Source organism: Peptoniphilus stercorisuis, from assembly GCF_017874395.1.
Lineage (GTDB): Bacteria > Bacillota > Clostridia > Tissierellales > Peptoniphilaceae > Anaerosphaera > Anaerosphaera stercorisuis.
The window spans coordinates 1-24,984 of record NZ_JAGGLJ010000020.1 but is presented as its reverse complement, the minus strand read 5'-3'; the positions used below and the strand labels follow the sequence as shown (position 1 = coordinate 24,984).

Sequence of the window (24,984 nt, the reverse complement as noted above, 5' to 3'; positions counted from 1 at the left end):
ACATGTTTTCCCATAAAAAAATAACACCTCCAAAGTTTTCTAAATTAAGTATATTATACTTTTTATTTAGTGTGTACTCTAGAGGTATTATAATCCTTAGGTCCTTCTTTTTTATTGCAAAATATTGCAAATGTTTTCAAATGAAAAATAAAAAAAGCTAAGAATTTTCTTAGCTTTTTTATATTTATATCTGACCTACAAAATATTGAACGCAAAAAGAAACAATAACAACTAGTAGAGAAATGATAAATCCATGGACCATAGGTAAAAATCCTGATTTTGACATTTCTTTAAAGTTAGTAGAAAGTCCAATTGCAGATAAAGACATAATCATTAAAAATTTACTTAGTTTTGTAATATTTATAGCAGTAGTTGCAGGAATAATGCCAGTACTATTAATACCTACAACAACTAGGAATAATAGTATAAACCAAGGAAAAATTGCTTTAACATCAACTTTTTTAGCGGATTCTTTATTATGCTTTGTTTTAGAATTAATTACAGAAAATATTAATACAACTGGAACTATTGAAAGAGTTCTTGTAAGTTTAACAATAATTGCAAAATTTCCTGCAGCTTCAGAAAATGCATATCCAGCAGCTACAACAGAAGAAGTATCATTTACAGCAGTTCCTGCCCAAAGCCCATATCCAAGATCACTCATTCCAAAATATTTTCCAGCAATAGGAAATAATATTACCATAACTATATCAAATATAAAAGTTGCAGAAATAGCATAGGCAACATCACTATTTTCAGCTTCAATAGTAGGTGCAATACTTGCTATGGCAGATCCACCACAAATACCTGTACCAGCTGAAATTAAACTAGATAATTTCCAGTTCATGTGAAATGCCTTTCCAAGTAAATGTCCAAAGAAAAATGCAGTAAAAAGTGTAAAGCACATTACAAATAGTGAATATTTTCCAACTTCGGCAACTTGATAAATATTTAATGAAACTCCCATAAGTATAATTGCGATTTTTAAAACTTTTTTAGCAACAAATTTTATTCCACCTGTTAAACTTTTATTATTGGCAATATAGGGATTAAAGATCATACCTAAAAGTAAACCAAAGACACTTGGTGAAATTAATCCATGTGGTATAAAACCACTTAATAATTTACCAAGTAATGCAAAAACAATAGTTAATAAAATACCTGGTATGTAATTTTTTATTTTATTCATAAAAACCTCCTTATAAATCTCTTTTATTTTAATATTATGATACAATAAAATCAAATTATAATTTATTATATATATATAAAATATATTTATGGAGGTAATTATGATAGATTATAGATTAAATACATTTTTAGTGCTTTGTGAAGAACTTAATTATACGCAAACAGCAAAAAAATTACATATTACTCAACCAAATGTAAGTCAACATATTAAATATTTAGAAGAATATTATAATGTAGAATTATTTAAATATAAAAATAGAAAACTAACAATGACAAAAGACGCAAAAAAATTAAATAGTTTAATAATAAGATTAAAATCAGATTCTAAAAAAATTGAATATATTATGGAGGAAAAAGAAGAAGAAAAAATTAATTTAAATTTTGGTGCAACACTTACAATAGGAGAATATATAATGCCTGAAATAATAAAAAATTTAGATTTAAATAAATATAAAATCTCTATGAGAGTAGAAAATACAGAAGCATTATTATATAAACTTGAAAATAGTATAATTGACTTTGCAATGATAGAAGGGCATTTTGACAAATCTAAATATGATACATTTTTGTTCTCTAAGGAAAAGTTTATAGGAATTGGAAGTTATGAAAATCAGAAGAATTATAAATTAGAAGATTTACTTTCACATAGACTTATAATAAGAGAAAAAGGATCTGGAACAAGAGAGGTATTTGAACATATACTTTTTGACAATAATTTAAGTACGGGAAGTTTTAAAGATATTGTTGAAATAGGAAATATGAATGGAATACAAAAACTTGTCTCTGAAAATATAGGTATAAGTTTTTTGTATGAAAGGGCAACAAAGGAATTTATGGAAAAAAAGTTAATAAGAGAACTTAATATAGAAAACTTGAATATATATAGAGAATTTAATTTTGTAATATTAAAAAATAATAAATATAAAAAAAGATATTTTGATATATATAATTTAATAAGAAATTTATATAAATAGCTGTGAGAAATCACAGTTATTTTATTGTACAAATGTATTTTATTTAAACTATTTTAACTAGATTAGTGTTAAATATATTTTCCATGGGTAAAAAAAGAAAAATAGGAAGTTCTAATTTAAAAGTAAGGAGGAGTAGTATGAAAAGGCAAAGGAACAAAAAAATTTTAATAATTACTTTAGCAGCTCAAATACTTATACTATCAACTAATACTTATGCTAGTGAAGTAAATAATATAAATTTAAATGAGGATGGAAATAGTATTAATGTAGTAAAAAATGAAAATAGTAATAATGATAATGATGAAAAAAAAGATATAAGTTTAGCAAATTTAGAATTAGAAAAAATAGAAAATATAAAAAGTCTAATAGAAGAATTAAATAATAGTATCAAAAACAAAGAAAAAATAGAAGAATATAAATTTGATGAAATTTTAGAATTAATATCTTCTTTAGAAGAGGAGGAAATAAAAGAAAGTTTTCTTAATGAATTAAATATATTAAAAGAAGAAAATAAAAAATTAGAAGAAAACCCTAAAATTAATGATATTTCTACAAAAGATGATGAAATTAAAAACACCTCTTTAGAATCTGAGTCAGAATTTGAGTCAAAATCTGAGATAGAATCTGTTTCAGATCAAGAGAATATTCCAGCAAATACAAGGGTAGTAACAAATGAAGATGGACTTAAATCTGCTCTGAATAATAGTGAGGTTGAAACTATAATAATTGAAGGAACTATTTTTATAAAATCAAGTATTTCAATAAGTCATCCTGGTAGAAATTTAACTATAAAATCAAAGGAAAAAAGTGTCCCTGTTTGGGATAATAAAACTAATACATTAAAAACAGAACGAACTGATAGCTATATTAGGACATCATCATATTTTAAAGATTCTTATTTATTATATTTTAATAATATGAAAAATGTAACAATAGATGGTGTGAACTTTACAGGTAATAATTCTAAAGAATCATATGGAGTAGGATTTTATGGAACAAATGCTAAGATTATTAATTCTAGATTTTATGATTTTAAATATACGTCTGCAACAATTTATGTAGCTAGTTCAGCAGAGTTAGAGATTAATGGATCAGCTATTTATAATAATCAAAGCTATAGAACTCTTGGAACATCGTCTAGTGCTAGTGTCTATGGAGGAGCAATTAGAGCAAATGGAGATTTGGATGTAGAAAATTCTTATTTTAAAAATAACCATTGTTCATTAAATAGAAATTCTACTGCCTATGGAGGAGCAATATATTCAAAAGGAAATTTAAATATAAAGAATTCTTATTTTACTGAAAATAATGTTAAACGTGGCTCCGGAGGAGTTATATATGCTAACTCAGATTCTGGGAAAAGTATAAATATTGAAAATACAAAATTTGTTGAAAATAAAATAGAAACTTTTGATGGTTCTCTAATTGGATCAGGAATATTACATTTTGAAAATACAGATGTAGCAACTCTTAATAATAATGATTTTTTAAATAATAGTGCTCATCAAAGAGATTTAATATATAGAAAGTAATAGACTTAATTTAATTGATAATAAATTTACAAACAATCACATTGAAAATAGCAATAGTTTATTAAAATTACCAAGTAAAATTGATTCAATGTTTATAGAAAATAATAAATTTTTAAATAATACTTCAAAAAATGATTCTATAATTAAAAGTTATCATAAAGATTCAGTATTAAAGGGTAATGCTTTTGTGGGAAATAATGCAGAGACTGGTGTTTTTAATGTAGATAGCGATGAAAGGAATTTAAAATTAATAAATACAACAGCAGAAAATAACTCAGCATTAATATTTAGTAATAAAGAAAAAACAAGTGTAGAAATATATGACAGTAATTTTACTGAAAACAAAGAGAAAATTGTAAACTTAACTGGAAAAAGTTCAAATTTAACTATTGAAAAAAGTAATTTTATTGATAATAAAATGGAAATTGATTTAACAATAAATGGTGGATTAATAAATGTTAAAGATGGAGAAAAAGTATCTATAAGTGGTACTAATTTTTCAAATAACAATATTGTTTCAAATAATGAAATTTTAGGAGGATTATTGTATTTAAATAGTAAAAATATTGTAATTAATGGCGGTTATTATAAAGATAATAAAATAAATTCTAGTAATTTAACAAAAGGTGGAATAATTTTACTAGATATATTAAGTAATAGTAAAATATTAAATACAACTTTTGAAAATAATATAATAGATTCTAAAAATATAGTCTATGGAGGCGTAATAAATAGTAATATATCTTTAAATTTAGTAGAAAATCACTTTAATAATAATAAAACAAAAGGAGATCAAAACTCCTATGGTGGTGCTGTATATTTAAAAGGTAGTGGAGAATTTAGTAATAATAATATTGTAGGAAATAGTGCAAATAATGGAGCTGGAATATATTTAGCTGAAAAAGCTTCTTTAAATATGGTTTCAGGAAATATTAATGATAATAATGCTATTAAAAAAGATATTTATGATGGTGGATTATTTGCAGAAAATTATAGTGAATTAAATATTATAGGAACAAAATTTAATAAAAATAGTGCTTATACTGGTGGAGCTATTAATTTATTTGAAAATAAAGATATAGGTTCAAAATCAAAACTAGAAAGTGTTCATATAATAAATAATAAATCAACTGAATTTGGAGGAGGAATAGATTTAAATAATTCAGAGCTTTTAATATCAGGTGGTTTATTTGAGAATAATACTTCAAAATATGGAGGTGCTATTGCTGCAAATATAAATAAAGAAAAGGGAAAATTAATTATTGATAATAAGGCTTTATTTAAAGAAAATGAAGCTAAAAGAACTGGTGGATTTTTAAATGTTCATGATAGAAGTTATCTAATTAATAATAATCAATGTTCTTACAATATGTCTTATGAAGAGGATCTGTATAAGAAAATTTTTATAGATAGAACAATTAGAATGAATGAAAATAAGGCTGATAAGTATAGATTTATAAATGGATTTGTAGATGAAAAATGTGCGAAATATAAAGATGTATTATCAGAAAATATAAAATTAAATAATCAATCTTCAGGAGCTTGTCCTTTTAATAATTATGATATAAATATGTTGGGATATGAATATTATGTACTTTATAAAAATCCTAAAAATGTAGATGGTATTCTAGGAGTTGAAGTATATAAGGGAGATGATTTATTTAGAATAAAATATACAAAAGGAACAGAAATAGAAGCAATAAGAAGAAATGGAACAAAGGTTGAAAAGATAAAAGCTAAATTAATAAAATGGGATATGAAAAGATACAATAAAGATGGAGAGGAAGAATTACCTAAAAATAGAAGTTTAATAGATCATTCAATAAATAAAAATGATATTGTAATGGAAGGACTTTGGGAAATAGATGTTCTTTCTGAAGTAGAAGATAAACTAGTAGATTATGAAATTAAATATATTACTGAAGATGGAAAACTTATAACATCTATTAAAGGAAAAGGGAAAATGGGAGAAGTAATAAGTGCAGATTACAAAATATTTGATGCTTATACTCTTTGTAATGTAGAACCAAGCAATGCAACTATCTCTCTTAAAGATAATATTGAAAATAAGATTGTATTAACGTATAAAATTTAAGATACAACAACATCTGATGAAATTAGAATAAAAGATATAAATGAAAGTTTAGACAAGTTAGAAGAAGAACTTTATAATACTGGAGATCTTGATTTAGATCAAATAGAAAATATTAAAGGAACTATCTTATTAATTAAAGATAAAGAAAGCAGAGATATCTTAAATACTAGAGTTTCTAATATGAAGAAAGTTTCAGAATTAATTATTGAAATAAAAGAAGATATAAAAAAATATAGTGGAAAAAATATTTCAGTTGAAGAAAAATTAGTTATTGAGAAAAAAATAAATAAACTAAAAGACTCTAATATAAAGACGATTTTAGAAAAAAGTTTAAATGAGATTAAAGTAACTGGCGAGACAGAAGATGAGAGAATAATTAGAGAGATAAATATTTTATTAAATAAATTAGATTTTGATCTACATGATAGTGGTTTACTTGATATTGATACAATAGATGAAATAAAAGTACTTCTTTTAAAACTTCAAGATGGAGATGAAAAAACAAAATTAGAAAACTTATTAAATGAACTAAAAGATAAAGAAGTTAAGATAAAGAATTTAAGAGATAAACTTAAAAATGATAGAGATAAAACTATTTCAGAAGAAAAATATAATAATTATTTAAATGATATAAATGAAATAAAAACATCTAAAATAAAATCTATATTACTTGAAAAACTATCTATAATAAAAATAGAAAAGGATATAGTTGAAGATTCTGAAACAATACTAAAATTAAAACAAGAAATTAAAGAATTAAAACAAGAAATTAAAGATTTAGAAAAACAATTATCTGAAGGATCTTTAGGTGATGAAGAAAGAAATAAACTTGAAAAAGAAATAGCAGACTTAAAAGCAGAATTAAAGGAAATTGAAAATCTAGAATCACAAATAGAGAGCCAAGTAAGTGAGATTGAAAAATTAGAAGCAAAAATAGAAGATTTGAAAAAACAATTGTCTGAAGGAGATTTAGATGATGAAGAAAGAAATAAACTTGAAAAAGAAATAGCAGGATTAAAAACAGAAATAGAGGAATTTAAATTAAAGCTTCAAAATGCTGAAAATACAATTAAGGAAAAAGATCAAATTATTTTAGAGTTAAATAATAAAATAGAAGAGTTAAAAGAAGCCTTGGAAGATGGCGATATAATTGTAGATGATGAAAAAATTAAAGAATTAGAAGCAAAAATAGTTACTTTAAAGGATGAAATTGAAAAACTGACAACTTCAGATAGTGAAAACAAAGAAAAGTTATTGAAAAAAACCAAAGAACTTAATGAAAAACTAGAAGAAATAGAGACTTTAAATAAAAAAATTAAAGAGCTAGAAGAAAAAATAAGTTCTGGATGGGAATCTACAGATGAATTAAATAAATTAAAAGAAGATATAAAAAACCTTGAAAAAGATAATGAAAATATTAATAATACTCTTCAAGAAAAACTTAAAAATTTAGAAGAAAAAAATAATAAAATAAGTTCACTTGAAAGTGAAATAGAAAGACTTAAAGAAAAACTTGAAAGTGGTGAAGGGATTTCTGATGATGATATTAAAAAATTAAAAGAAGATCTAAAAACATCTAAGGAATTAAATATTTTGCTAGAACAAAAAATAAGTAATCTAGAAAATATAAATAATGAACTGTTAAATAAGTATTTAGAGGAACTAAAAAACAATAAAGATGACTCTACAAGTGGAGGTTCTTCAGGTAGTGGTAATACAGAAAATACTAATAATGATTATTCTGTAAATAAAACTATAGTAGATAATATTGAAAATATTAATGTTGTTGAAAAATCAAAGGAAGATATTTTATCTAATATTGAATCAGAATTAAATAAAAAATTAGAAGATAAAATAAAAGAAAATAAAGACAATTATATAAAGCTTAATAAAGAAGACAATATTAAATATTTAAAAGGTTATGAAGATGGCACTATTAGACCAGAAAACTATTTAACTAGAGAAGAAGTGGCGAAAACTTTATATAGATTATTAGATGATAAATCAAGAAGTTTATATGAAATAGGAAATAAAAACTTTAATGATGTAAAAAGTGATAGATGGTCAAATAAGGCAATATCAACTCTTGCAAATGCAAATATACTAAATGGATATATTGATGGAAGTTTTAGACCAGAAGATAAAATAACAAGAGCTGAAGTTATAACTATACTTGGAAGATTTGATGAATTAATACCAGGACGAAAGGATAAATTTATTGATATTGAAAATCACTGGGCAAATGAATATATTGTTTCTGGAGTAAAAAGAAGTTGGGTAAAAGGTTATGAAGATAATACTTTTAAACCAGATACAATATTACAAGAGCAGAATTTGCAACTATTTTAAATAGAAAATTAAATAGGAATTTACCTTTAACAATGAAAGATAAATTTAGTGATTTAGAAATAGATAAATGGTATTATAACGAAATTCAAAAAGCTATATCTAATGAATAGTAAAAAAAGCTGCATAGAAATATGTGGCTTTTTTATTGCAATAAATAAAAGTTAAATATTTAATAGTATTATTGATATAATAATATTAGATAGGAGGATGCCTTGAAGAATAAAGCAGTAGTATTGGGAACGAATTATTACATAGGTTTAAGTATAATTAGATGCTTAGGAAGAGAAAACATAGATGTTATATCAATGGACTATGAAAAGTATGGAACATATGGTTCAAAATCAAAGTATTTAAAAAAACAATTAATATGTCCACATTATGAAAAAGAATCAGAAAAATTAAAAGATTTTTTAATAGAATTTGCAAAAAATGAAAAGTATAAACCAGTCCTATATCCAACAGCAGATCAGTATTGTGAATTTATAGATAAATATTTATTAGAACTTAGAAAATATTACCATATAACAATGGATAAAAAAGGATTTTGGACTAGGGTAATGGACAAAGATGAATTATATAAAATGGCATTGAAATATAATATGCCAGTGCCTGAAAGTGTATCTATTAAGGAAGAAAATTTTATAGAAAAAGTAAAAAATAATATTGGATTTCCTTGTTTAGTTAAACCAACTGACTCACCTAAATTTGTGGAAGTCTTTAGAGAAAAATTGTTTATTTGTAATAATATAAATGAGTTGGAAAGTGTTATAAAAAGAATAAAAAAAGAGAATTTAGATATTATTGTTCAAAGAAAAATATCTGGATTTGATGATCAAATGTACACTTTTGATGCTTATTTAGATAAAAATTCAAACATTACTCATTGGGTTACTTGTAGAAAACACAGACAATTTCCAATTAATTATGGTGCATCTGTATATACAGAACAAGTTTATGAGAAAGAACTTTATGAAATTTGCGCTCCTTTTTTTAAAGGTATAAATTATAAGGGATTTGGAGAAATAGAACTTAAAAAAGACGCAAATACGGGAAAATTTTATATGATTGAAATTAATGCAAGAACGACAAATTTAAATGCTTTATTAGATAAAGTGGGGGTTAATTTTCCTTATATTGCTTATAGAGAAATGATTGATAAGCCCTTAGAAGGATATTATATAGATTATAACTCTAAAGTATATTTTAGATATTTGCAGGAAGATTTAATGGCAATAAGAGATTATTTAAAAACTAAACAAATTTCTATATATAAAATATTGAAATCTTTATTTAATAAAAAAGCACCAGCAATATTTTCGATTAAAGATCCAATACCTGGATTGTATTATTTAATATATAAATTAAATTTATGTAAAAAGACTGATTAAATTCAGTCTTTTTTATTTACATAAAAGTATATAAATAAAACAATATTAATTAAAATAGAGTGAATAGTGTATTTTTAGGGTACAATTTAATAAGCTAATTAAATTTGTTAAGTAGATAAGTTAGGAGGGAAATATGAGAAAAAATTTTAATAAAATAATAGCCATAACTATAGTATTAAATTTAATATTCCTTTCATCAACAACATATGCGCAAATTCAAAATAGTACCAATGAAAATGATATTATTATTGAGAGCACTAAGAAAGATGAAAAAAGTGATATTGAAACTTTGAAAGAAAATGAAGAAGAAAAAGATGAGCAGGAAAAACTAATTTTAGAAATTGAAGAAAAAATAAAGTTATTAAAGGAAAAATTTGAAATAAAAGAAGAAATCAAAGAAGAAGAAATAAATGAAATAAATCTACTTATAGGAAAAATTAGTGAAATAGACATACAAGAAAAATATAAAAAAATATTAAGCGATTTTGAGGAAGAACTTAGTAAAGATAATAGTAAAAATGAAGAAGATGAAAATAAAAACGAAGATGAGAAAAACACTACAGAAGCATCACCAATATCGCCAATATTAGAAGAAATAAAAAATGAAGAAAAAATAGATACTGAAGAAAAACTTAAAGAAGCTATTAATAGTGATGTAGAAGAAATAGTTATTAGTGGAGAAATAAGTATAACAAGTCCACTTGAGATAAATAGAAATATTAAAATAACTGGACTTGATGAAAATTCAAAAATTATTTCTAATCTTAATGAGAAACACATTATTAATATTACAAATGGGACAACAGAGTTTAGTAGTATAACAATTGATGGAAATAATCAATCAGCATTAATAAAGTCTACTTCAGAAGATAATATGATATTTAATAATTGTAATATAGTAAATGCAAATTCAATCCTTGAAGGAGCAGCAATATCTACAAAAGGATTAATTGAATTTAATAATAGTAGAGTAAACAACAACGTAAATCCAACTATATCAGCAAATGAAAGGCCATATGGTGGGATAATTAGTTCTAAAAACAATAAGGAAATAAAAATAATAGATTCAACCTTTGAAAATAATACTGCAAATTATTCTTCTGGAATGATTTATTTATTAGGCAATATAGAAATAGAAAACTCTAAATTTATAAATAATTATTCATCTAACTATGGAGGAGTTTTAGACTTAGAAGGAATTGGAAATATAAATAATTCTACATTTAAAGATAATAAAGTAAATGCCACTGGTGGAGATGGAGGATCTATATATCTTTCAGGTGGGGGACTAAATATTTCAAAGTCAACATTTGATGGTGGAGAAGCAAATATGGGTGGACATATTAATCTAAATAGTAATACTGATTTAAAAGTAAATGATTCTATTTTTAAAAATGCAGATATCAGAGAACGAGGTTCTTCTATTTTGATACGTGATAATAGTACCTATGAAATAAATGATTCTACATTTATGGAAAATAAAATGTTAATAAATAATGGAGGAACTTTTCAAGCGCAAAATGCAACTGGAAGTATAAATAATTGTATTTTTGAAAAAAATAAAAATGCAGGTAATGGGACAGTTGTAGTAAACTCTGGAAAGACAGAGGTGAAGGAATGTGATTTTATAGAAAATTATATAATTACAGATAAAGAAAGTCAACGTGGACATGGAGCTGCTATCACTATTTTAGGTGGGTTTAATGATATGGCCAATATAGAGATAGAGCAATGTAACTTTAAAAAAAATTATATCAAATCTCATATACCTAATGGTGGAGCAATATATTTAAGATATGGAGTAATTGCAAATATTAAAGATTCTAAATTCATAGAAAATTATACAGAAACTACAGATCAAATATATGGTAAATATAATACAAATGGTGGAGCAATATATGGAGAATTTATTATGGGAGAAGTTAATTTAGATAATAATATTTTTAATGGGAATAGTTCTCCAAATGGAGGAGCCGTTTCTTTTGCTGGTAAAAATATAAAAATATCTAATTCTGAATTTTTTGGGAATAAATCTATAAATGGAGGAGCATTATATTTAGAAGGAAATAGTGAATTAAATATAAATGATGTAAAGATAGAAAATAATGAGGCTGATTATGGTGGAGGAATAAAAATTGTTTATGAAAATAATGATACTATAATAAATAATTCAAAGATAGAAAATAATTTCTCAAATGTAATCGGAGCAGGAATTCATATAAATGGAACATACGAAGAGTATGATTTTGAAAAAGAAGAGTGGATTACTAAAAATCTCTATAATACAAAAATGTATGAGTCATTAAATATAGATAAAAATGTAGTATTTTCTAATAATAAAATTAAGGAAAATAGAAGATTTATAAATGGATTTTCAGAAGATAAGTATAAGGGATATAAAGATGATTTAACTAAAAATATTAAAACTACTTCATCATCACTTAGTGATTATCCTTATGAAATGAAAGATAAAAAAGAATTTCAACAAAAACCTTTTAATAATATAGATATTAATATATTAGATTATGAATACTTTATATCACATAATAATCCAGAGGGAATGAAAGGATATTATGATGTGGAAGTATTTAAAGGAAAAGATCAAGGTGAACTTAAGTTTGAAGATAAAACTGTTTTAGAATTTAAAAAATTAACAGAAACTGAAAAACAAAAAATAAAGGCTACTTTAAAAGATTATTCATTAAATAGATATGATAAACTTGGTGAAATAGTATCTAATGAAGAAGATGCTTTTAAGATTAATAGTAATGATATTGATGTAAATGGTATTTGGGATATAGAAATACTTGATCGTGAACCTTTAATCAAAAAAGTAAAAGTAAAATTTAATGCCAATGGTGGTCTTGTAAACAATAAAGATATAGACATAATAGAAATTGATAAGGGAAGCAGAGTAGAAAGTCAAAATGTAACAAGAGAAGGATATAAATTCCTAGGTTGGTATGAAAATTTAAATGATTTATTACCATTTATGTTTATATTACAAATTAATGAGGATTTAGAATTATTTGCAAAATGGGAAATAATAGAAGAAGAAATTCCATCAAAACCAGATAAACCAAAAGAAGAAAAAGAAGAGAGTGATAAAGAAGATATTGATACTGAAAAAGAAGATAATAAAGAAGATATAGTAGTAGGAAAAATAAGTGAAAGACTTAATAGAGAAGATCATATGAGATATCTTGAAGGATATCCAGATGAAACAATAAAGCCAAATGGAGATATAACAAGAGAGGAAGTATCAGCTGTATTATTTAGATTACTAGATGATGATTATAGAGATGTAATAAGATGTAGGGGAGAGGCTTGTCCACTATATGATGTCCATGAAGGCAGGTGGTCTAAAAAACACATAAATACAATGATAAATGGAAATATTGTAAAGGGATCTAGTGATGGAAAATTCTATCCAGATAGAGCAATAACAAGAGCAGAGCTTATAACAATGATAGATAGACTAGATGATTTTAAATATACAGATGAAACAAAAGAAGATTTAAAAGATATAAAAGGCCATTGGGCAGAAGAAGCAATATCTTCAGGAATACAAAAAGGTTGGGTAATAGGATTTGAAGATGATACTTTTAAACCAGATGATGAGCTAACACGTGCAGAGTTTACAGTAATAATGAATAGGATTTTAGGAAGATTACCTGATAAGGGTAAAATCCCAGAAAATATAAAAGTATATAAAGATTTAGATAAATCTGATTGGTACTATTATGATTTTGTAGAAGCATGTAATTGTCATATACATGAATATTGTGAAAAGGGAAATATAGTAGACACTTATGTAATTTATTCAGAAAACGAAATGTAAATATTAAGAAAAGGCTGATTAATTTCAGTCTTTTTTTATTTAAAAGATAATATTTATCTAAGAAATTTTTAAAAATAATATATTTTATTGAATGAGGTACTTATTATGTTATTATTAAATGAGATTAAATTTAATAATGGAGGAAATATGAGATTTATAAAAGGTTTTTTTAAATTCATATTTAGTTTTTTAATTGCAATTGTAATAATACTTTCTATTGGAGCTTTTGCTGTTTTGCCAAAATTAGAAAATGAATATGAAAAAGATGTATTTAGTAATAGAGATAGTATTAATTATCTATTAATAGGAAAAGAATCTTCAGCAACTGTAGACAATAAAGATACTAGTGGTCCTGTTCATTCAGATACTTTAATGATTGCGACTATTTTTCCAAAACAAAATAAAGTCGAACTTACGTCAATTCCAAGAGATACATATATTGAATATCTTCCAAACTCTAAAAAAAGACATCAAAAAATAAATGCTGCATTTTTCTTAGGCGGTGTAGATGAAACTAGAGATGTTTTAGAAGATTTTTTAGATATAAAAATAGATAATTATATGGTTGTAGATTATAAGACTATAATAGGAATTATAGATACTCTTGGTGGAATTGATATAGAGTGGGAATATAATGATTACCATTATGAAGATAATTGGACTGATCCACCTCTTGTAATTGATTTTAAAAATGGAATAAATCATCTTGATGGTGAAAAAGCTGTAAGTTATTTGAGAACTAGAAAGGCTTATAAAGATCAAGATTTAGGAAGAATGAAAGCTCAGCAACAGTTTTTAGTTAAGCTTTTTGAAGAGATGAAAGATCCTAAAAATATTGTTTTAGTTCCAAAGATGTTAAGAATTGTTGAAGAAAATACAGAAACTAATTTGGAATTTAAGGAAATGCTATATCTTGCATACTATGGACTTAGAAATGTAGATAAGGATAATATTATTCTAAATACAGTAGAAGGTCGAGACAAGAGAATAAATGGAATAGACTATTATGAAATAAATAAAGAGGCAGCTCGTGAGTTGTTTAGAAATTAAGATTGACTGAAAAGTCAGTCTTTTTTTTATTAAATATGTTAATATTATTTTAGAGGAGGAATTATGAACGAATTAATATTAAAATTACCACTAATCTTTTTTATTATAAGTTTTTCCATATTTTTAGTTAATTATTTTAAAGATAGTAGGAGTTTAGTTGTTGGATTTGAGCTTTTAGTTTCTTTAATTTTTCTAGGATTTTATTTGACGCTTTTAGTTTTTAAGTATGAAAATATCCCTTATGTTGTAAATATTGCAATTTTTTTAGCTATTATTTTTATTATATTGATATTTATATTGATGATTTCTTTATTGATAGTTTTATTTACATCTGGGATTAAATTAATAAAAAGAGAAGGATTAAGACTTTCTCATATGTTGAGTTTAGGTCTTGGTGTGTCATATATTTTATATATTATTATATGGCCTATATTTTTTGATTTGACAAAAGATAGTATTTTTAATTCTATTTATTATGCTTTAAATTCAATAATTTTTTATATTACTTTTTTAATGACTATGTTTGTTTTAACATTATTTATTAATCTGATTCCAAAAAAGAAAAACTATAATTATATTATTACATTAGGAGCAGGGCTTATAAAAGATGAACCAACACCATTGTTAAAGGCAAGAATAGACAAGGCTATTAAAAAATATAATAAAAATAAAAATTCAAAGATAATAATGTCTGGCGGACAAGGTGCTGATGAGATAGTTTCTGAGGCTCTTGCAATGAAAAACTATGCTATTAAAAAAGGTGTTGCAGAAAAAGATATTATTTTAGAAGATAAATCAACTAATACAGATGAAAATATAAAATATTCTTATGAAATTATAAATGATATTGAAAATAAAAATGTGAATATTTTAGTAGTTACATCTTATTATCATGTGCTTCGTGCTTTAATAATAGCTAAAAAACAAGGTGTAAAATGTGATGGTTCAGGTTCTATGACAAAATTTTATTATGCACTTAATGCTATAATTCGTGAGTTTATAGGATATTTATATATTAAGAGAAAAACACATATTAAATTTATTTTATTTATTTGTTTTTTAACATTATTTCCTATGATTTTACAAATTATACAAAAATAAAAGAAGGTTTTTTAAGACCTTCTTTTTTTATTTTCCTATTACTGGAAGTGGTGATGGAAATGATGGAATTGGTTTAAATTTAAATTCATTGATTTTGTGAAGATGATCAATTTTTTCTTTTATTTTTTGATCTTCAATTTCGCCAGTTCTAATATATTTATTTAAAACTTCATAAGAAAATCCAATTACGTCTTCATCAGTTTTTCCAGTAAGCCCATCACTAGGTGCTTTAAAAGCAAGAAAATCAGGAAGACCAAGATATATACCAAGATCCATTACTTCGTCGCTAGTAAGCCCTGCAAGGGGAGCAAAAGCACCAGTATTATCTCCATAAACTGTAGTATATCCAATCCATTTTTCTGAAAGATTTCCAGTATTTATTACACGAGCATCATTTATAGATTGGCTAAGTGCATGAACTAATGTCATACGAACTCTTGGTGGAAGATTTAGAGAAGTTTGCTTTGTAATATCTTCTACAAAATCTTCATCAACTGCTTGATTTAATAAGTCTTTAAAAGCAGATGTTACATTTTCAAGATTTAATGTAATTTGATTTATTCCAATAGTTTCAACAAGTGTATGTGCATATTCTATATCTTGTTGTATTCCATCTGGCATTAATACTCCATATACATTTTCTTTTCCAATTGCAAGAGCGCATAGTGCTGCTGCAACAGAAGAGTCTTTACCTCCAGAAATCCCAAGAATTATTTTATTTCCTCCAGAAGATTTTAGTTGTTCTTTAATCCAAATAACTAAGTCTTCTGTAACTTTTTGCATATTTAAATTCATAATATCTCCTTTATAATAATAAATCATTTCTATATTATATTTATTTTATTATAACATTATTATATCAGTCATTTAAAACCCATTGTAAATTTTCATTGTATAAACTTTTATATCCAAGATATAGTGCAATAAAAACAGAAAGTGAATCAACTGTTGCAATGGCAATCATAATTGCTATTTGATATAAAATTGCAGTCATTGGAAGTGTTCCAGATAGAATTTGTCCTGTCATCATACCAGGCAAAGATACAATTCCCATTCCTGCCATTTTGTTTAAAGTTGGAATAAGTGCAGTCTCTAAAGAAGTATTTAAAAGTGGTCTTAAAATATCTTTAGGATGAGCTCCAAAATTTAATAGAGATTCCATTTTATCTCTTTGATCACTTAATCTATCATTAAAGGCTTTTATTCCAAGATTTACTCCAGTCATAGCATTGCCAGCAAGCATTCCTCCAATAGGTATTACATATTGCGGATTAAATAAATCTTCATTTACTACAACTGCGACGAAATATATTATAATTCCCAAAATAGAAACTATAAGTCCAAGGGCAATAGACTTTTTAAAAGTTTTATTTAAATTTGGATTTTTATTATAAACTCTAAAAATAGAATAAGAAATCATAATTCCAATATAGAATATAGTAAAAATAGGTTTTGGATTTTTAAATATAAATGTAAGAATAAGTCCAGATAATAAAAGTTGAAAAGTCATTCTAGCACTAGAAATAAAAAGATATTTAGATTCTTTTATATTATTTTTCTTCATAATTAAAAGAATTACTAAAAGTAGTATATATATTGCAAGAAATCTACTAATTGTAATAGTTGTAATAGTATTATTCATTTTTATTTTCCTTTCTTAAATTTATTATTTCATCAGAAAATTTATCTACAATTTCTTTATTATGAGAAACTATAATTAAAGATATATTATTTTCTAAAGTGTAGTTTTTTAAACTATTTAAAAATTCAATACTTGTGTTAATATCAAGAGCTGAAGTTGGTTCATCTAGCATTAATACATCAGGATTAAGACTTAGTGCAATTGCATTATAAACTCTTTGTTTTTCACCACCAGAGAGAGTATTAGTATTTGCTGATATTGGAAAATTCAAATCACAAATAGATAAATACTTTTTAATATCTTCATCCTGTGGAATATCTTCTTTTAAATAAGAATAGTATTTTATAAAATTGTCTTTAATACTTCCATCAAATAAATATACTTTTTGACTGACAAGTAGTACCTTTTTTCTGTATTCAATTTGGTCTAGAGAAGATATATCACGACCTTTATATTGTATATTTCCAGAATCAAAAGGTATAGTTCCATTTAAAAGTTTAAGTAGTGTCGTCTTTCCAGAGCCACTTTCTCCAACTATAAATGTAGTCTTGTTTTCTTTAATAGATATATTATTATAAAATAATATATTTTTAAAATTTACATTTTTCATTTCAAAAAGATCCATTAAACCAACTCCTTATAGGATTATCTATCTTTATTAAAATATTTAACTTCTAATTTTATTATAGTACATTTTATAAAACTTGTTAAATTTAATATGAAAAGACAACTGTCTTGTCAGTGAGATAGTATAATGTTATAATTATCACTAAATGTGGAGCGTGATAATAATGAAAATTGAAGAAATTAAAAAATTAAAAAAAGAAAAAAATGCAGTTATTCTTGCACATTATTATGTAGATAGTGAAATTCAAGAGGTAGCTGACTATATAGGAGATTCTTTTTATTTAGCACAAAAAGCTGTGGAACTTAAAGAATATATTATAGTAATGGCTGGGGTTTATTTTATGGGAGAAAGTGTTAAGATTTTAAATCCAAATAAAAAGGTTTTAATGCCAGAGTTATTGGCAGATTGCCCAATGGCTCATATGATTGATGTTAAAAAAATTGAAGAATTAAGAAGTAAATTTGATGATTTAGCTATTGTAACTTATATTAATTCAACAGCTGAAATAAAATCACATAGTGATGTATGTGTTACTTCTTCAAATGCTGTAAATATTGTAAAAAATTTAAAAGAAAAAAATATATTCTTTATACCAGATAAAAATTTAGGTCAATATATAAAAAAACAAGTTCCTGAGAAAAATATTATTTTAAATGATGGATATTGCCCAGTTCATGAGGAGCTTGATTTAAAGGAAATTAAAAAATTTAAAGAAAACAATATAAAGATTTTAGCTCATCCAGAATGTAGAGATGAAACTTTAGAGTTTGCAGATTTTGTGGGAAGTACAAGTGCAATAATAAATGAAGCTAAAAATTATGATGAGATGCTTATTTTAACTGAAGAAGGTATTTTAACAGAACTTAAAAAGAAATATCCAAATAAAAAATTTCATACATTAAGTAAATCTATGATTTGTCATAATATGAAAAAACAAAATTTAGATAAAGTAATAGATGTTTTAAAAAATGAAAAAAATGAAGTAGTAATATCAAAAGATATAAGAGAAAAGTCCCTTATACCTCTTAGAAGAATGCTTGAAATGGGGACTATATAATGATGAACTATGATGTAATAATAGTGGGTTCTGGACTTGCTGGAACAATGACTGCATTAGAGCTTGATAAAAGTTTAAATATTTTATTAATAACAAAAAAATCCTTAGAAGATTGCAATTCATATCTTGCTCAAGGTGGAATTTGTGTACTTAAAAATAATGAGGATAGAGAGAGTTTTATAGAAGATACTCTTAGGGCAGGTCATTATAAAAATAAAAAATCCTCTGTTGAAATTTTAGTTGATGAGTCTATATCTGGTATTGATAGATTAATTTATTATGGTGTTAATTTCTCAAAAACAAATAATATATATGACTACACAAAAGAAGGTGGACATTCTACAAATAGAATTTTGCATTGTAATGATGAAACCGGAAAATATATTATGTTGAGTTTATTTGAAGAACTTAAAAAAAGAAAAAATATTAAAATTTTGGAAGATACTGAAGTAATAGATTTAATCAAAAAAGAAAATAGGTGCTTTGGAGTAATAACTAAGGATAATAAGTATTTTGCTTCTAATACTATTCTTGCAACGGGAGGACTTGGAGGAATATTTAAGCATACTACAAATTTTTCTCACATAAAGGGTGATGGAATTGCAATGGCAATTAGGAATAATGTTAAAGTTAAAGATATTTCCTATATTCAAATTCATCCTACTACATTGTATGAAAATAGTAATAATAGAAGATTTTTAATTTCTGAGTCTGTAAGAGGAGAAGGGGCTATTATTTTAAATCATAAAAATAAAAGATTTACTAATGAGCTTATGCCAAGAGATATAGTAAGTAGAGCTATATATGATGAGATGCGAAAAGAAAATGTAGAGTATGAGTATTTATCTATGAGAGAAGTTGGAGTTGAAAAAATAGAAAGTAGATTTCCAATGATTTATGAAAATTTAATAAATAAAGGAATAGATCCAAAGACTGAAAATTTAAAAATAGTTCCTTCGGAGCATTACACAATGGGTGGTATAGAAGTAGATGAATATTCTAAAACTTCTTTAGAAGGGCTTTTTGCTGTGGGAGAAGTGTCAAATACTGGAGTTCATGGCAAGAATAGATTAGCAAGTAATTCTCTTCTTGAAAGTGTAGTTTATGGAAGAAAACTTGCAAATTATATAAATAAAAACTTTGAAAGATTTAATGTAGATATAGATTTAAAGGAAAGATTTATTAATTTAGAAAAAAATACAGAGCTAATTAAGGAGATTATTAAAGAAGATGAAAGAGTTAAAGAATATATTAATTGATCCCTATATAATAAATGCAATTAAAGAAGATATAACTTTTGATGATGTTTCAACATCTGCTGTAATAGGTGATGAAATAGCTGAGGTTGATTTAATAGTTAAAGAAGATGGGATAATAGCAGGTCTAGATGTATTTAAAAGAGTATTTGAAATATTAGATGAAGATATAGAAATAGAGTTTTATAAAAAAGATGGCGATTTAGTAAAGAATAAAGAAAAAATTGCAAAACTTAAATCTAAAGCAAGTGTACTTTTATCTGGAGAAAGAGTTGCTCTTAATTATCTTCAAAGAATAAGTGGAATTGCTACATATACATCAATGATGATTGATAAACTAAAAAATACTAATATTAAATTATTAGATACTAGAAAGACAACTCCAAATATGAGAATTTTTGAAAAGTATGCTGTAAAAGTTGGTGGCGGATATAATCATAGATATAATTTATCAGATGGTGTATTATTAAAGGACAACCATATAAATGCAGCAGGTGGAGTAAAAGAAGCTATTAAAATGGCAAGGGAATATGCTCCTTTTGTTAGAAAAATAGAAGTTGAAGTTGAAAATCTTCAAATGGTAAAAGATGCCTTAGAGGAGAATGCAGATATTATTATGCTTGATAATATGGATTTTGAAACTCTTGAAAAGGCCATTAATTTAATTGATAAAAAAGCAGAAATAGAAGTTTCTGGAAATATAACTTTTGAAAATTTAGAAAATTATGCTTCTTTTAACATTGATTATATATCATCTGGTGCACTTACACATTCAGCAAAAATATTAGATATTTCTATGAAAAATTTGAAAGTATTAAAAGAATAGGTGATTAGATGAAAGATACAGAAAGCAGACGACGAGAAATAATAAAGTTATTAAAACAATCAAACAAACCAATTTCAGGTTCATTTCTTGCAAGTAAGTTTAATGTATCTAGGCAAGCTATAGTTCAAGATATTGCTATATTAAGAGCTAGAGGATTTAATATTTTATCTACAAATACAGGGTATTATTTTAGAAATGCAAATGCAAGTAGATTATTTAAAGTAAAACACAATAGTGGCGATACAATAGAAGAACTTAATTTAATTGTAGATTTAGGTGGAGTTGTAGAAGATGTTATTGTAAAACACGAAACTTATGGAGATATAAAGGCTCAATTAAATTTAAAGTCTAGAAGAGATATATCAAGACTTATTAAAGATTTAAAATTTAATGAGGCAAGTTATCTTAAAAATTTAACTGATGATTTTCATTTTCATACTGTTTCTGCTGAAAGCGAAGAAATTTTAGATGAAATTGAAGATGAACTTTATAATAGAGGATTTTTAATAAAATAAAACACCTACATATGTAGGTGTTTTTTTATTTACTTAGTAAAAAAATTGATAATATATATAAAAACCAAATATGAGCTGGATAAAATATATAAAATAGATATTTCATACTTTTTCCCTTTTCTCCATTATATAAAGCCATTAGAGGAAGTGCAAAAATCATAAAGGCTTGTGAACCTAAATTAAATTTAGATATTAAAAGCAGTACTAAAACATAAATAGCATAAGCTAAAAGTTCTTTGATTTTATTATCTCTAAATAAATATAATACTATTCCAAGTATAATTAAAGGAATACCTCCTTCAACGAGAATAGGAAGTGGCACAAGTATCATTACTGCTCTAAAAATAAATATAGGTAAATTTCCTGCAATAGATAAAAATACAAAGGAGAAAATTGTAGGTATTAATAATAATATAAATCCTAAAATAACTTTTCCGTAATTTTTATAAGCAATATTATTTTTAATAAAATCAATAATATAAAGATGAATTGCAATTAAAAATATTGTTGCAAACATTCCATTCATAAGAGCTACATTATCAGGTCTTGGATAATTTATTGATAAAAATGAATTTCCAAAAGACATAATTACAGATGCTATATATAGTCTTAAAATATATTTTTTCTTATTTCTAGTATAGTAAAATCCTTCAACTGACATAAATATAAATATAGGAGCTACAACTCTTCCAATATAATTAAACCAAATAGGAACATTATAAACTCCAGATAAAAAATAGTGTATATGGTCAAAAACCATAAGAATCATTGCTATAATTTTAAGTTGAAATCCATTAATTCCAAACTTTTTATTTTTGAATGTATTTTCCATAAAAATCACTCCTTAAATATAAATCTATTATAATTAAATTATATTAAAATAATCAAAAGGAAAACTAAAGAAAAACTAAAGAAAAAAATTAATTTTTTATAGTATACTCGTAAAATATTTGATGATTTCTCTTATCTGCTCCATAAAAATCAACTCTTCCAATATATCCTCCCATATGTTCATAAAATCCCTGTGCTGGATAATTATGTAAATTACAACAATTATAGAACTTATTTATATTTCTTTTTTTACAAAAATCTATAACTTCATTAAAAAATTTCTTACCAATTCCATAATGCTTGTGTTTTTTAATTACATAAAGACCTGCAATATATACATTTAAGTCTCTATAAATTATTTTATCTTCAATTCCAAAGTATCCATATCCAATTGGGGTATTATCTAAATAGAATATAAAAACTTTATAGTCTTTATTGTTTATTCTTTTAAGATCTTTTGCCATATTATATTCATAATCATAATCATCAATTAATGAATCATAATATATACCTCTATATGTTTCGTCCCAAACTTTTCTTCTAAGATTAGATAATAAAGTTAAATCGTCTTTTGTAGCTTCAACAAATTTAAACATGGCATTCCTTTCATAAATATTAATATTTTATTTTATAAAACTATTATAGTATTATTTTGGAGGTGAGAACAATAAATAAAGATTTAAAAAAGACATACTTATTTGCAGTAATATATGCAATTATTATGGGTTTATCCTTTTTATTTGTAAAAATAGCTTTAAATTATTCAAATCCCTTAAATATATTAGCACATAGATTTACTTTTGCCTTTGTTTTTATATTTATTTTAAAAATATTTAAAGTTATAAATATAAATGTAAGTAGAAAAGATATATTAAAAATACTGCCTTTATCAATATTATATCCTGCATTATTTTTTACCTTTCAAACCTTTGGCCTTGTATATATGCCATCATCAGAAGCAGGAATAATACTTGCAACAGTACCAGTATTTACTTTAATCTTTGCTACAATATTTTTAAAGGAAAAGACAACTATATTTCAAAAAGTATCAGTATTTATATCAGTTCTAGGAGTAATATATATTATGTATAATAAAGGAATTGATTTTAAATCAGCTAATTTTATAGGAATAGTATTAATTACATTATCAGCAATATCGCTTGCATCTTATAATGTAGTTGCTAGAGTTAAAACTCGTGAATTTAAAACAATAGATTTAACTTATGTAATGACCTTTGTAGGATTTATCACTTTTAATATATTATCAATAGTAGATAGTATAAATAAAGGTAATATTAGTTCATATTTTAATCCTTTATCTAATATTAATTTTATTATAGCAATATTGTATTTAGGTGTTTTATCATCTGTTATTACATCATTTTTATCAAATTATGTATTATCAAAACTTGATGCTTCAAAGATGAGTGTATTTGCAAATTTAGGAACGGTAATTACAATACTTGCAGGAGTTTTAATATTAAAAGAAGAATTATTTTATTATCATATTATAGGTATAATTATGATAGTTGTAGGAATAATAGGAACAAATTTAAAATTTAAGAAGAAATAAAAAAATAACCTCTATTTTATAGAGGTTATTTTAACTCCATTAAATAATAGTCTTCTAAGTGAATGTCTTTTTCCTTAGATACAATTTCAAAACCATATTTTTTATAAAAAGAAATTGCTAGGAAATTCTTGCTATAACATTTTAATTTCATAGGAAAATATAAGTTTTTAGCAAAATCTAATAGACTTTTGCCAACTCCTTTATTTTTATAATTCTTATCTACAAAAAGATGATGAATGAAATTTTCTTCTTCATATATTGAGATAAATCCCATAATGTCATTATTTTCTTTAGCTACATAAATTTTCTCATTTTTTGTATCTTCAACAAAATCATTTAAAGTAAATAATTGTTGATCCATCCAATAAAAAGTATCTTTTCTAGAATTTAAGTATAATCTCTCAAGTGCATCTAAATCTGTATTTTCAAAACTTTTAATATTCATTTAATCACATCCTTTTAAGTAAAATATAATTTAATAAAAAATTAGCAGATTTTTTAATTATTTACTTAAAATATCAATATATTGCTCATCACTTTCAAGAACCTTTTTAGCATAGGTACAAACTGGAATTATTTTTTTATTTTCATCTCTTGCTTTTTTTACAACTCTATTTACAAGATCTCTTGCAATTCCTCTTCCAGAATTTTCCTTTGGAACTAGAGTATGGTTAATTGTAATAATATTATCTTTATCTTCAAAAATAATTTTTCCCATCTCAATATCATTTTCTAAATATAAAAATCTATCATTTTCTTCTTTAAAAATCATTATTTCACAACCTTTACTTTAAAATATATTTTAGAGCACCGCTTGGACATTGATGAATAATATTTTTTACTTTTTCATAATTTTCATTATCAGCAACAATCCAAGGTCTTCTATCTGTATCAAATACTTTATTACTTCCATTTATACATTTTCCAGAGTGTTCACAGATTTCTTGATGGAAGAAAATATCAATATTATCACCAGAGTATTTTTTATAACCTAAATCTAATAATTCTTTTTCTTTCATAAATTCCTCCTTTTAAAAGATTCTTATTAGCTCGTTGCAGAACTCTACAACTCGCATATATACTACATTTTTCTATATTGAAATGGCTAGAATTCCCCCATTTTTGGGTATATATACAG

The 24,984-nt window shown here is 24.4% G+C and carries 22 protein-coding genes; 13 read left to right on the top strand and 9 right to left on the bottom strand.

The window, feature by feature from the left end; genetic code table 11:
- Positions 1-184: 184 nt before the first annotated feature.
- Entirely contained in the window at positions 185-1,189 is a 1,005-nt protein-coding gene (locus J2Z71_RS08230) for a YeiH family protein (protein ID WP_210062015.1), read from the bottom strand.
- A gap of 100 nt (positions 1,190-1,289) precedes the next feature.
- Between J2Z71_RS08230 and J2Z71_RS08225 the strand changes: the two genes are divergently transcribed.
- The 8 genes from J2Z71_RS08225 (at position 1,290) to J2Z71_RS08190 (ending at position 15,518) form a co-directional block, all read left to right on the top strand.
- Entirely contained in the window at positions 1,290-2,162 is an 873-nt protein-coding gene (locus tag J2Z71_RS08225) for a LysR family transcriptional regulator (RefSeq protein ID WP_210062013.1), read from the top strand.
- Positions 2,163-2,299: 137 nt separating this feature from the next.
- Positions 2,300-3,694 carry a hypothetical protein gene (locus J2Z71_RS08220; RefSeq protein WP_210062011.1) on the top strand — a complete coding sequence of 465 codons (1,395 nt, stop codon included), beginning with the start codon at positions 2,300-2,302 and terminating at the stop codon, positions 3,692-3,694.
- Positions 3,695-3,782: 88 nt separating this feature from the next.
- Positions 3,783-5,789 carry a hypothetical protein gene (locus J2Z71_RS08215; RefSeq protein WP_210062009.1) on the top strand — a complete coding sequence of 669 codons (2,007 nt, stop codon included), beginning with the start codon at positions 3,783-3,785 and terminating at the stop codon, positions 5,787-5,789.
- Positions 5,790-5,969: 180 nt separating this feature from the next.
- Positions 5,970-8,138, top strand: a complete 2,169-nt coding sequence (locus J2Z71_RS08210; protein WP_210062007.1) for an S-layer homology domain-containing protein — start codon at positions 5,970-5,972, stop codon at positions 8,136-8,138.
- Between the two features lie 212 nt (positions 8,139-8,350).
- A complete protein-coding gene (locus tag J2Z71_RS08205) occupies positions 8,351-9,526 on the top strand; it encodes a carboxylate--amine ligase (protein ID WP_210062000.1) in 1,176 nt (391 codons plus the stop codon).
- Positions 9,527-9,659: 133 nt separating this feature from the next.
- Positions 9,660-13,367, top strand: coding sequence for an S-layer homology domain-containing protein (locus tag J2Z71_RS08200; protein ID WP_210061997.1), 3,708 nt, complete (start codon positions 9,660-9,662; stop codon positions 13,365-13,367).
- 147 nt (positions 13,368-13,514) lie between these two features.
- The gene (locus tag J2Z71_RS08195; protein WP_210061989.1) at positions 13,515-14,417 is read left to right on the top strand and encodes an LCP family protein; all 903 of its coding nucleotides are present in this window, start codon (positions 13,515-13,517) and stop codon (positions 14,415-14,417) included.
- 63 nt (positions 14,418-14,480) lie between these two features.
- Complete coding sequence (locus tag J2Z71_RS08190) at positions 14,481-15,518, top strand: YdcF family protein (RefSeq protein WP_210061987.1); 1,038 nt, start codon at positions 14,481-14,483, stop codon at positions 15,516-15,518.
- Between the two features lie 27 nt (positions 15,519-15,545).
- On the opposite strand, the gene nadE is transcribed toward J2Z71_RS08190, so the two are convergent.
- From nadE to J2Z71_RS08175, 3 genes are all read right to left on the bottom strand, one after another.
- Positions 15,546-16,313, bottom strand: coding sequence for an NAD(+) synthase (gene nadE / locus J2Z71_RS08185; protein ID WP_210061984.1), 768 nt, complete (start codon positions 16,311-16,313; stop codon positions 15,546-15,548).
- 64 nt (positions 16,314-16,377) lie between these two features.
- A complete protein-coding gene (locus J2Z71_RS08180) occupies positions 16,378-17,160 on the bottom strand; it encodes an ABC transporter permease (RefSeq protein ID WP_210061975.1) in 783 nt (260 codons plus the stop codon).
- Positions 17,153-17,785, bottom strand: a complete 633-nt coding sequence (locus J2Z71_RS08175) for an ABC transporter ATP-binding protein (protein WP_210061973.1) — start codon at positions 17,783-17,785, stop codon at positions 17,153-17,155. Before J2Z71_RS08175 ends, J2Z71_RS08180 begins: the two co-directional genes overlap by 8 nt.
- Positions 17,786-17,951: 166 nt before the next feature.
- On the opposite strand from J2Z71_RS08175, the gene nadA reads away from it, so the two are divergent.
- Genes nadA through J2Z71_RS08155 form a run of 4 tightly spaced genes read left to right on the top strand, consistent with a single transcriptional unit; the run spans position 17,952 to position 21,442 of the window.
- The gene (gene nadA / locus J2Z71_RS08170) at positions 17,952-18,845 is read left to right on the top strand and encodes a quinolinate synthase NadA (protein WP_210061962.1); all 894 of its coding nucleotides are present in this window, start codon (positions 17,952-17,954) and stop codon (positions 18,843-18,845) included.
- Positions 18,845-20,104 carry an L-aspartate oxidase gene (locus J2Z71_RS08165; RefSeq protein ID WP_210061959.1) on the top strand — a complete coding sequence of 420 codons (1,260 nt, stop codon included), beginning with the start codon at positions 18,845-18,847 and terminating at the stop codon, positions 20,102-20,104. The genes nadA and J2Z71_RS08165 overlap by 1 nt, the downstream gene beginning before the upstream one ends.
- Complete coding sequence (gene nadC, locus J2Z71_RS08160) at positions 20,076-20,927, top strand: carboxylating nicotinate-nucleotide diphosphorylase (protein ID WP_210061958.1); 852 nt, start codon at positions 20,076-20,078, stop codon at positions 20,925-20,927. The genes J2Z71_RS08165 and nadC overlap by 29 nt, the downstream gene beginning before the upstream one ends.
- An 8-nt stretch (positions 20,928-20,935) precedes the next feature.
- Positions 20,936-21,442 carry a transcription repressor NadR gene (locus tag J2Z71_RS08155; protein WP_210061956.1) on the top strand — a complete coding sequence of 169 codons (507 nt, stop codon included), beginning with the start codon at positions 20,936-20,938 and terminating at the stop codon, positions 21,440-21,442.
- 25 nt (positions 21,443-21,467) lie between these two features.
- Here J2Z71_RS08155 and J2Z71_RS08150 read toward each other — a convergent pair whose 3' ends face one another.
- Complete coding sequence (locus tag J2Z71_RS08150; protein ID WP_210061954.1) at positions 21,468-22,274, bottom strand: TraX family protein; 807 nt, start codon at positions 22,272-22,274, stop codon at positions 21,468-21,470.
- An 88-nt stretch (positions 22,275-22,362) separates the two neighbouring features.
- Positions 22,363-22,869, bottom strand: a complete 507-nt coding sequence (locus J2Z71_RS08145) for a GNAT family N-acetyltransferase (RefSeq protein WP_210061952.1) — start codon at positions 22,867-22,869, stop codon at positions 22,363-22,365.
- Positions 22,870-22,931: 62 nt separating this feature from the next.
- Here J2Z71_RS08145 and J2Z71_RS08140 point away from each other — a divergent pair, with 62 nt between their 5' ends.
- A complete protein-coding gene (locus tag J2Z71_RS08140) occupies positions 22,932-23,846 on the top strand; it encodes a DMT family transporter (RefSeq protein ID WP_342590813.1) in 915 nt (304 codons plus the stop codon).
- Positions 23,847-23,871: 25 nt separating this feature from the next.
- Here J2Z71_RS08140 and J2Z71_RS08135 read toward each other — a convergent pair whose 3' ends face one another.
- Genes J2Z71_RS08135 through J2Z71_RS08125 form a run of 3 tightly spaced genes read right to left on the bottom strand, consistent with a single transcriptional unit; the run spans position 23,872 to position 24,865 of the window.
- Positions 23,872-24,291 (bottom strand): GNAT family N-acetyltransferase, encoded by a 420-nt coding sequence (locus tag J2Z71_RS08135; RefSeq protein WP_210061951.1) that lies wholly within the window; start codon positions 24,289-24,291, stop codon positions 23,872-23,874.
- Between the two features lie 57 nt (positions 24,292-24,348).
- A complete protein-coding gene (locus tag J2Z71_RS08130) occupies positions 24,349-24,618 on the bottom strand; it encodes a GNAT family N-acetyltransferase (protein WP_210061950.1) in 270 nt (89 codons plus the stop codon).
- Between the two features lie 13 nt (positions 24,619-24,631).
- Positions 24,632-24,865: a (4Fe-4S)-binding protein gene (locus J2Z71_RS08125; RefSeq protein WP_210061949.1), complete on the bottom strand. Its 234-nt coding sequence runs from the start codon at positions 24,863-24,865 to the stop codon at positions 24,632-24,634.
- Positions 24,866-24,984: the final 119 nt, after the last annotated feature.

Coding starts and splice junctions, on each gene's coding strand:
- J2Z71_RS08230 (WP_210062015.1), bottom strand. CDS start 1,189: ATGAATAAAATAAAAAATTACATACCAGGTATTTTATTAACTATTGTT.
- J2Z71_RS08225 (WP_210062013.1), top strand. CDS start 1,290: ATGATAGATTATAGATTAAATACATTTTTAGTGCTTTGTGAAGAACTT.
- J2Z71_RS08220 (WP_210062011.1), top strand. CDS start 2,300: ATGAAAAGGCAAAGGAACAAAAAAATTTTAATAATTACTTTAGCAGCT.
- J2Z71_RS08215 (WP_210062009.1), top strand. CDS start 3,783: ATGTTTATAGAAAATAATAAATTTTTAAATAATACTTCAAAAAATGAT.
- J2Z71_RS08210 (WP_210062007.1), top strand. CDS start 5,970: ATGAAGAAAGTTTCAGAATTAATTATTGAAATAAAAGAAGATATAAAA.
- J2Z71_RS08200 (WP_210061997.1), top strand. CDS start 9,660: ATGAGAAAAAATTTTAATAAAATAATAGCCATAACTATAGTATTAAAT.
- J2Z71_RS08195 (WP_210061989.1), top strand. CDS start 13,515: ATGAGATTTATAAAAGGTTTTTTTAAATTCATATTTAGTTTTTTAATT.
- J2Z71_RS08190 (WP_210061987.1), top strand. CDS start 14,481: ATGAACGAATTAATATTAAAATTACCACTAATCTTTTTTATTATAAGT.
- nadE (WP_210061984.1), bottom strand. CDS start 16,313: ATGAATTTAAATATGCAAAAAGTTACAGAAGACTTAGTTATTTGGATT.
- J2Z71_RS08180 (WP_210061975.1), bottom strand. CDS start 17,160: ATGAATAATACTATTACAACTATTACAATTAGTAGATTTCTTGCAATA.
- J2Z71_RS08175 (WP_210061973.1), bottom strand. CDS start 17,785: ATGGATCTTTTTGAAATGAAAAATGTAAATTTTAAAAATATATTATTT.
- nadA (WP_210061962.1), top strand. CDS start 17,952: ATGAAAATTGAAGAAATTAAAAAATTAAAAAAAGAAAAAAATGCAGTT.
- J2Z71_RS08165 (WP_210061959.1), top strand. CDS start 18,845: ATGATGAACTATGATGTAATAATAGTGGGTTCTGGACTTGCTGGAACA.
- nadC (WP_210061958.1), top strand. CDS start 20,076: ATGAAAGAGTTAAAGAATATATTAATTGATCCCTATATAATAAATGCA.
- J2Z71_RS08155 (WP_210061956.1), top strand. CDS start 20,936: ATGAAAGATACAGAAAGCAGACGACGAGAAATAATAAAGTTATTAAAA.
- J2Z71_RS08150 (WP_210061954.1), bottom strand. CDS start 22,274: ATGGAAAATACATTCAAAAATAAAAAGTTTGGAATTAATGGATTTCAA.
- J2Z71_RS08145 (WP_210061952.1), bottom strand. CDS start 22,869: ATGTTTAAATTTGTTGAAGCTACAAAAGACGATTTAACTTTATTATCT.
- J2Z71_RS08135 (WP_210061951.1), bottom strand. CDS start 24,291: ATGAATATTAAAAGTTTTGAAAATACAGATTTAGATGCACTTGAGAGA.
- J2Z71_RS08130 (WP_210061950.1), bottom strand. CDS start 24,618: ATGATTTTTAAAGAAGAAAATGATAGATTTTTATATTTAGAAAATGAT.
- J2Z71_RS08125 (WP_210061949.1), bottom strand. CDS start 24,865: ATGAAAGAAAAAGAATTATTAGATTTAGGTTATAAAAAATACTCTGGT.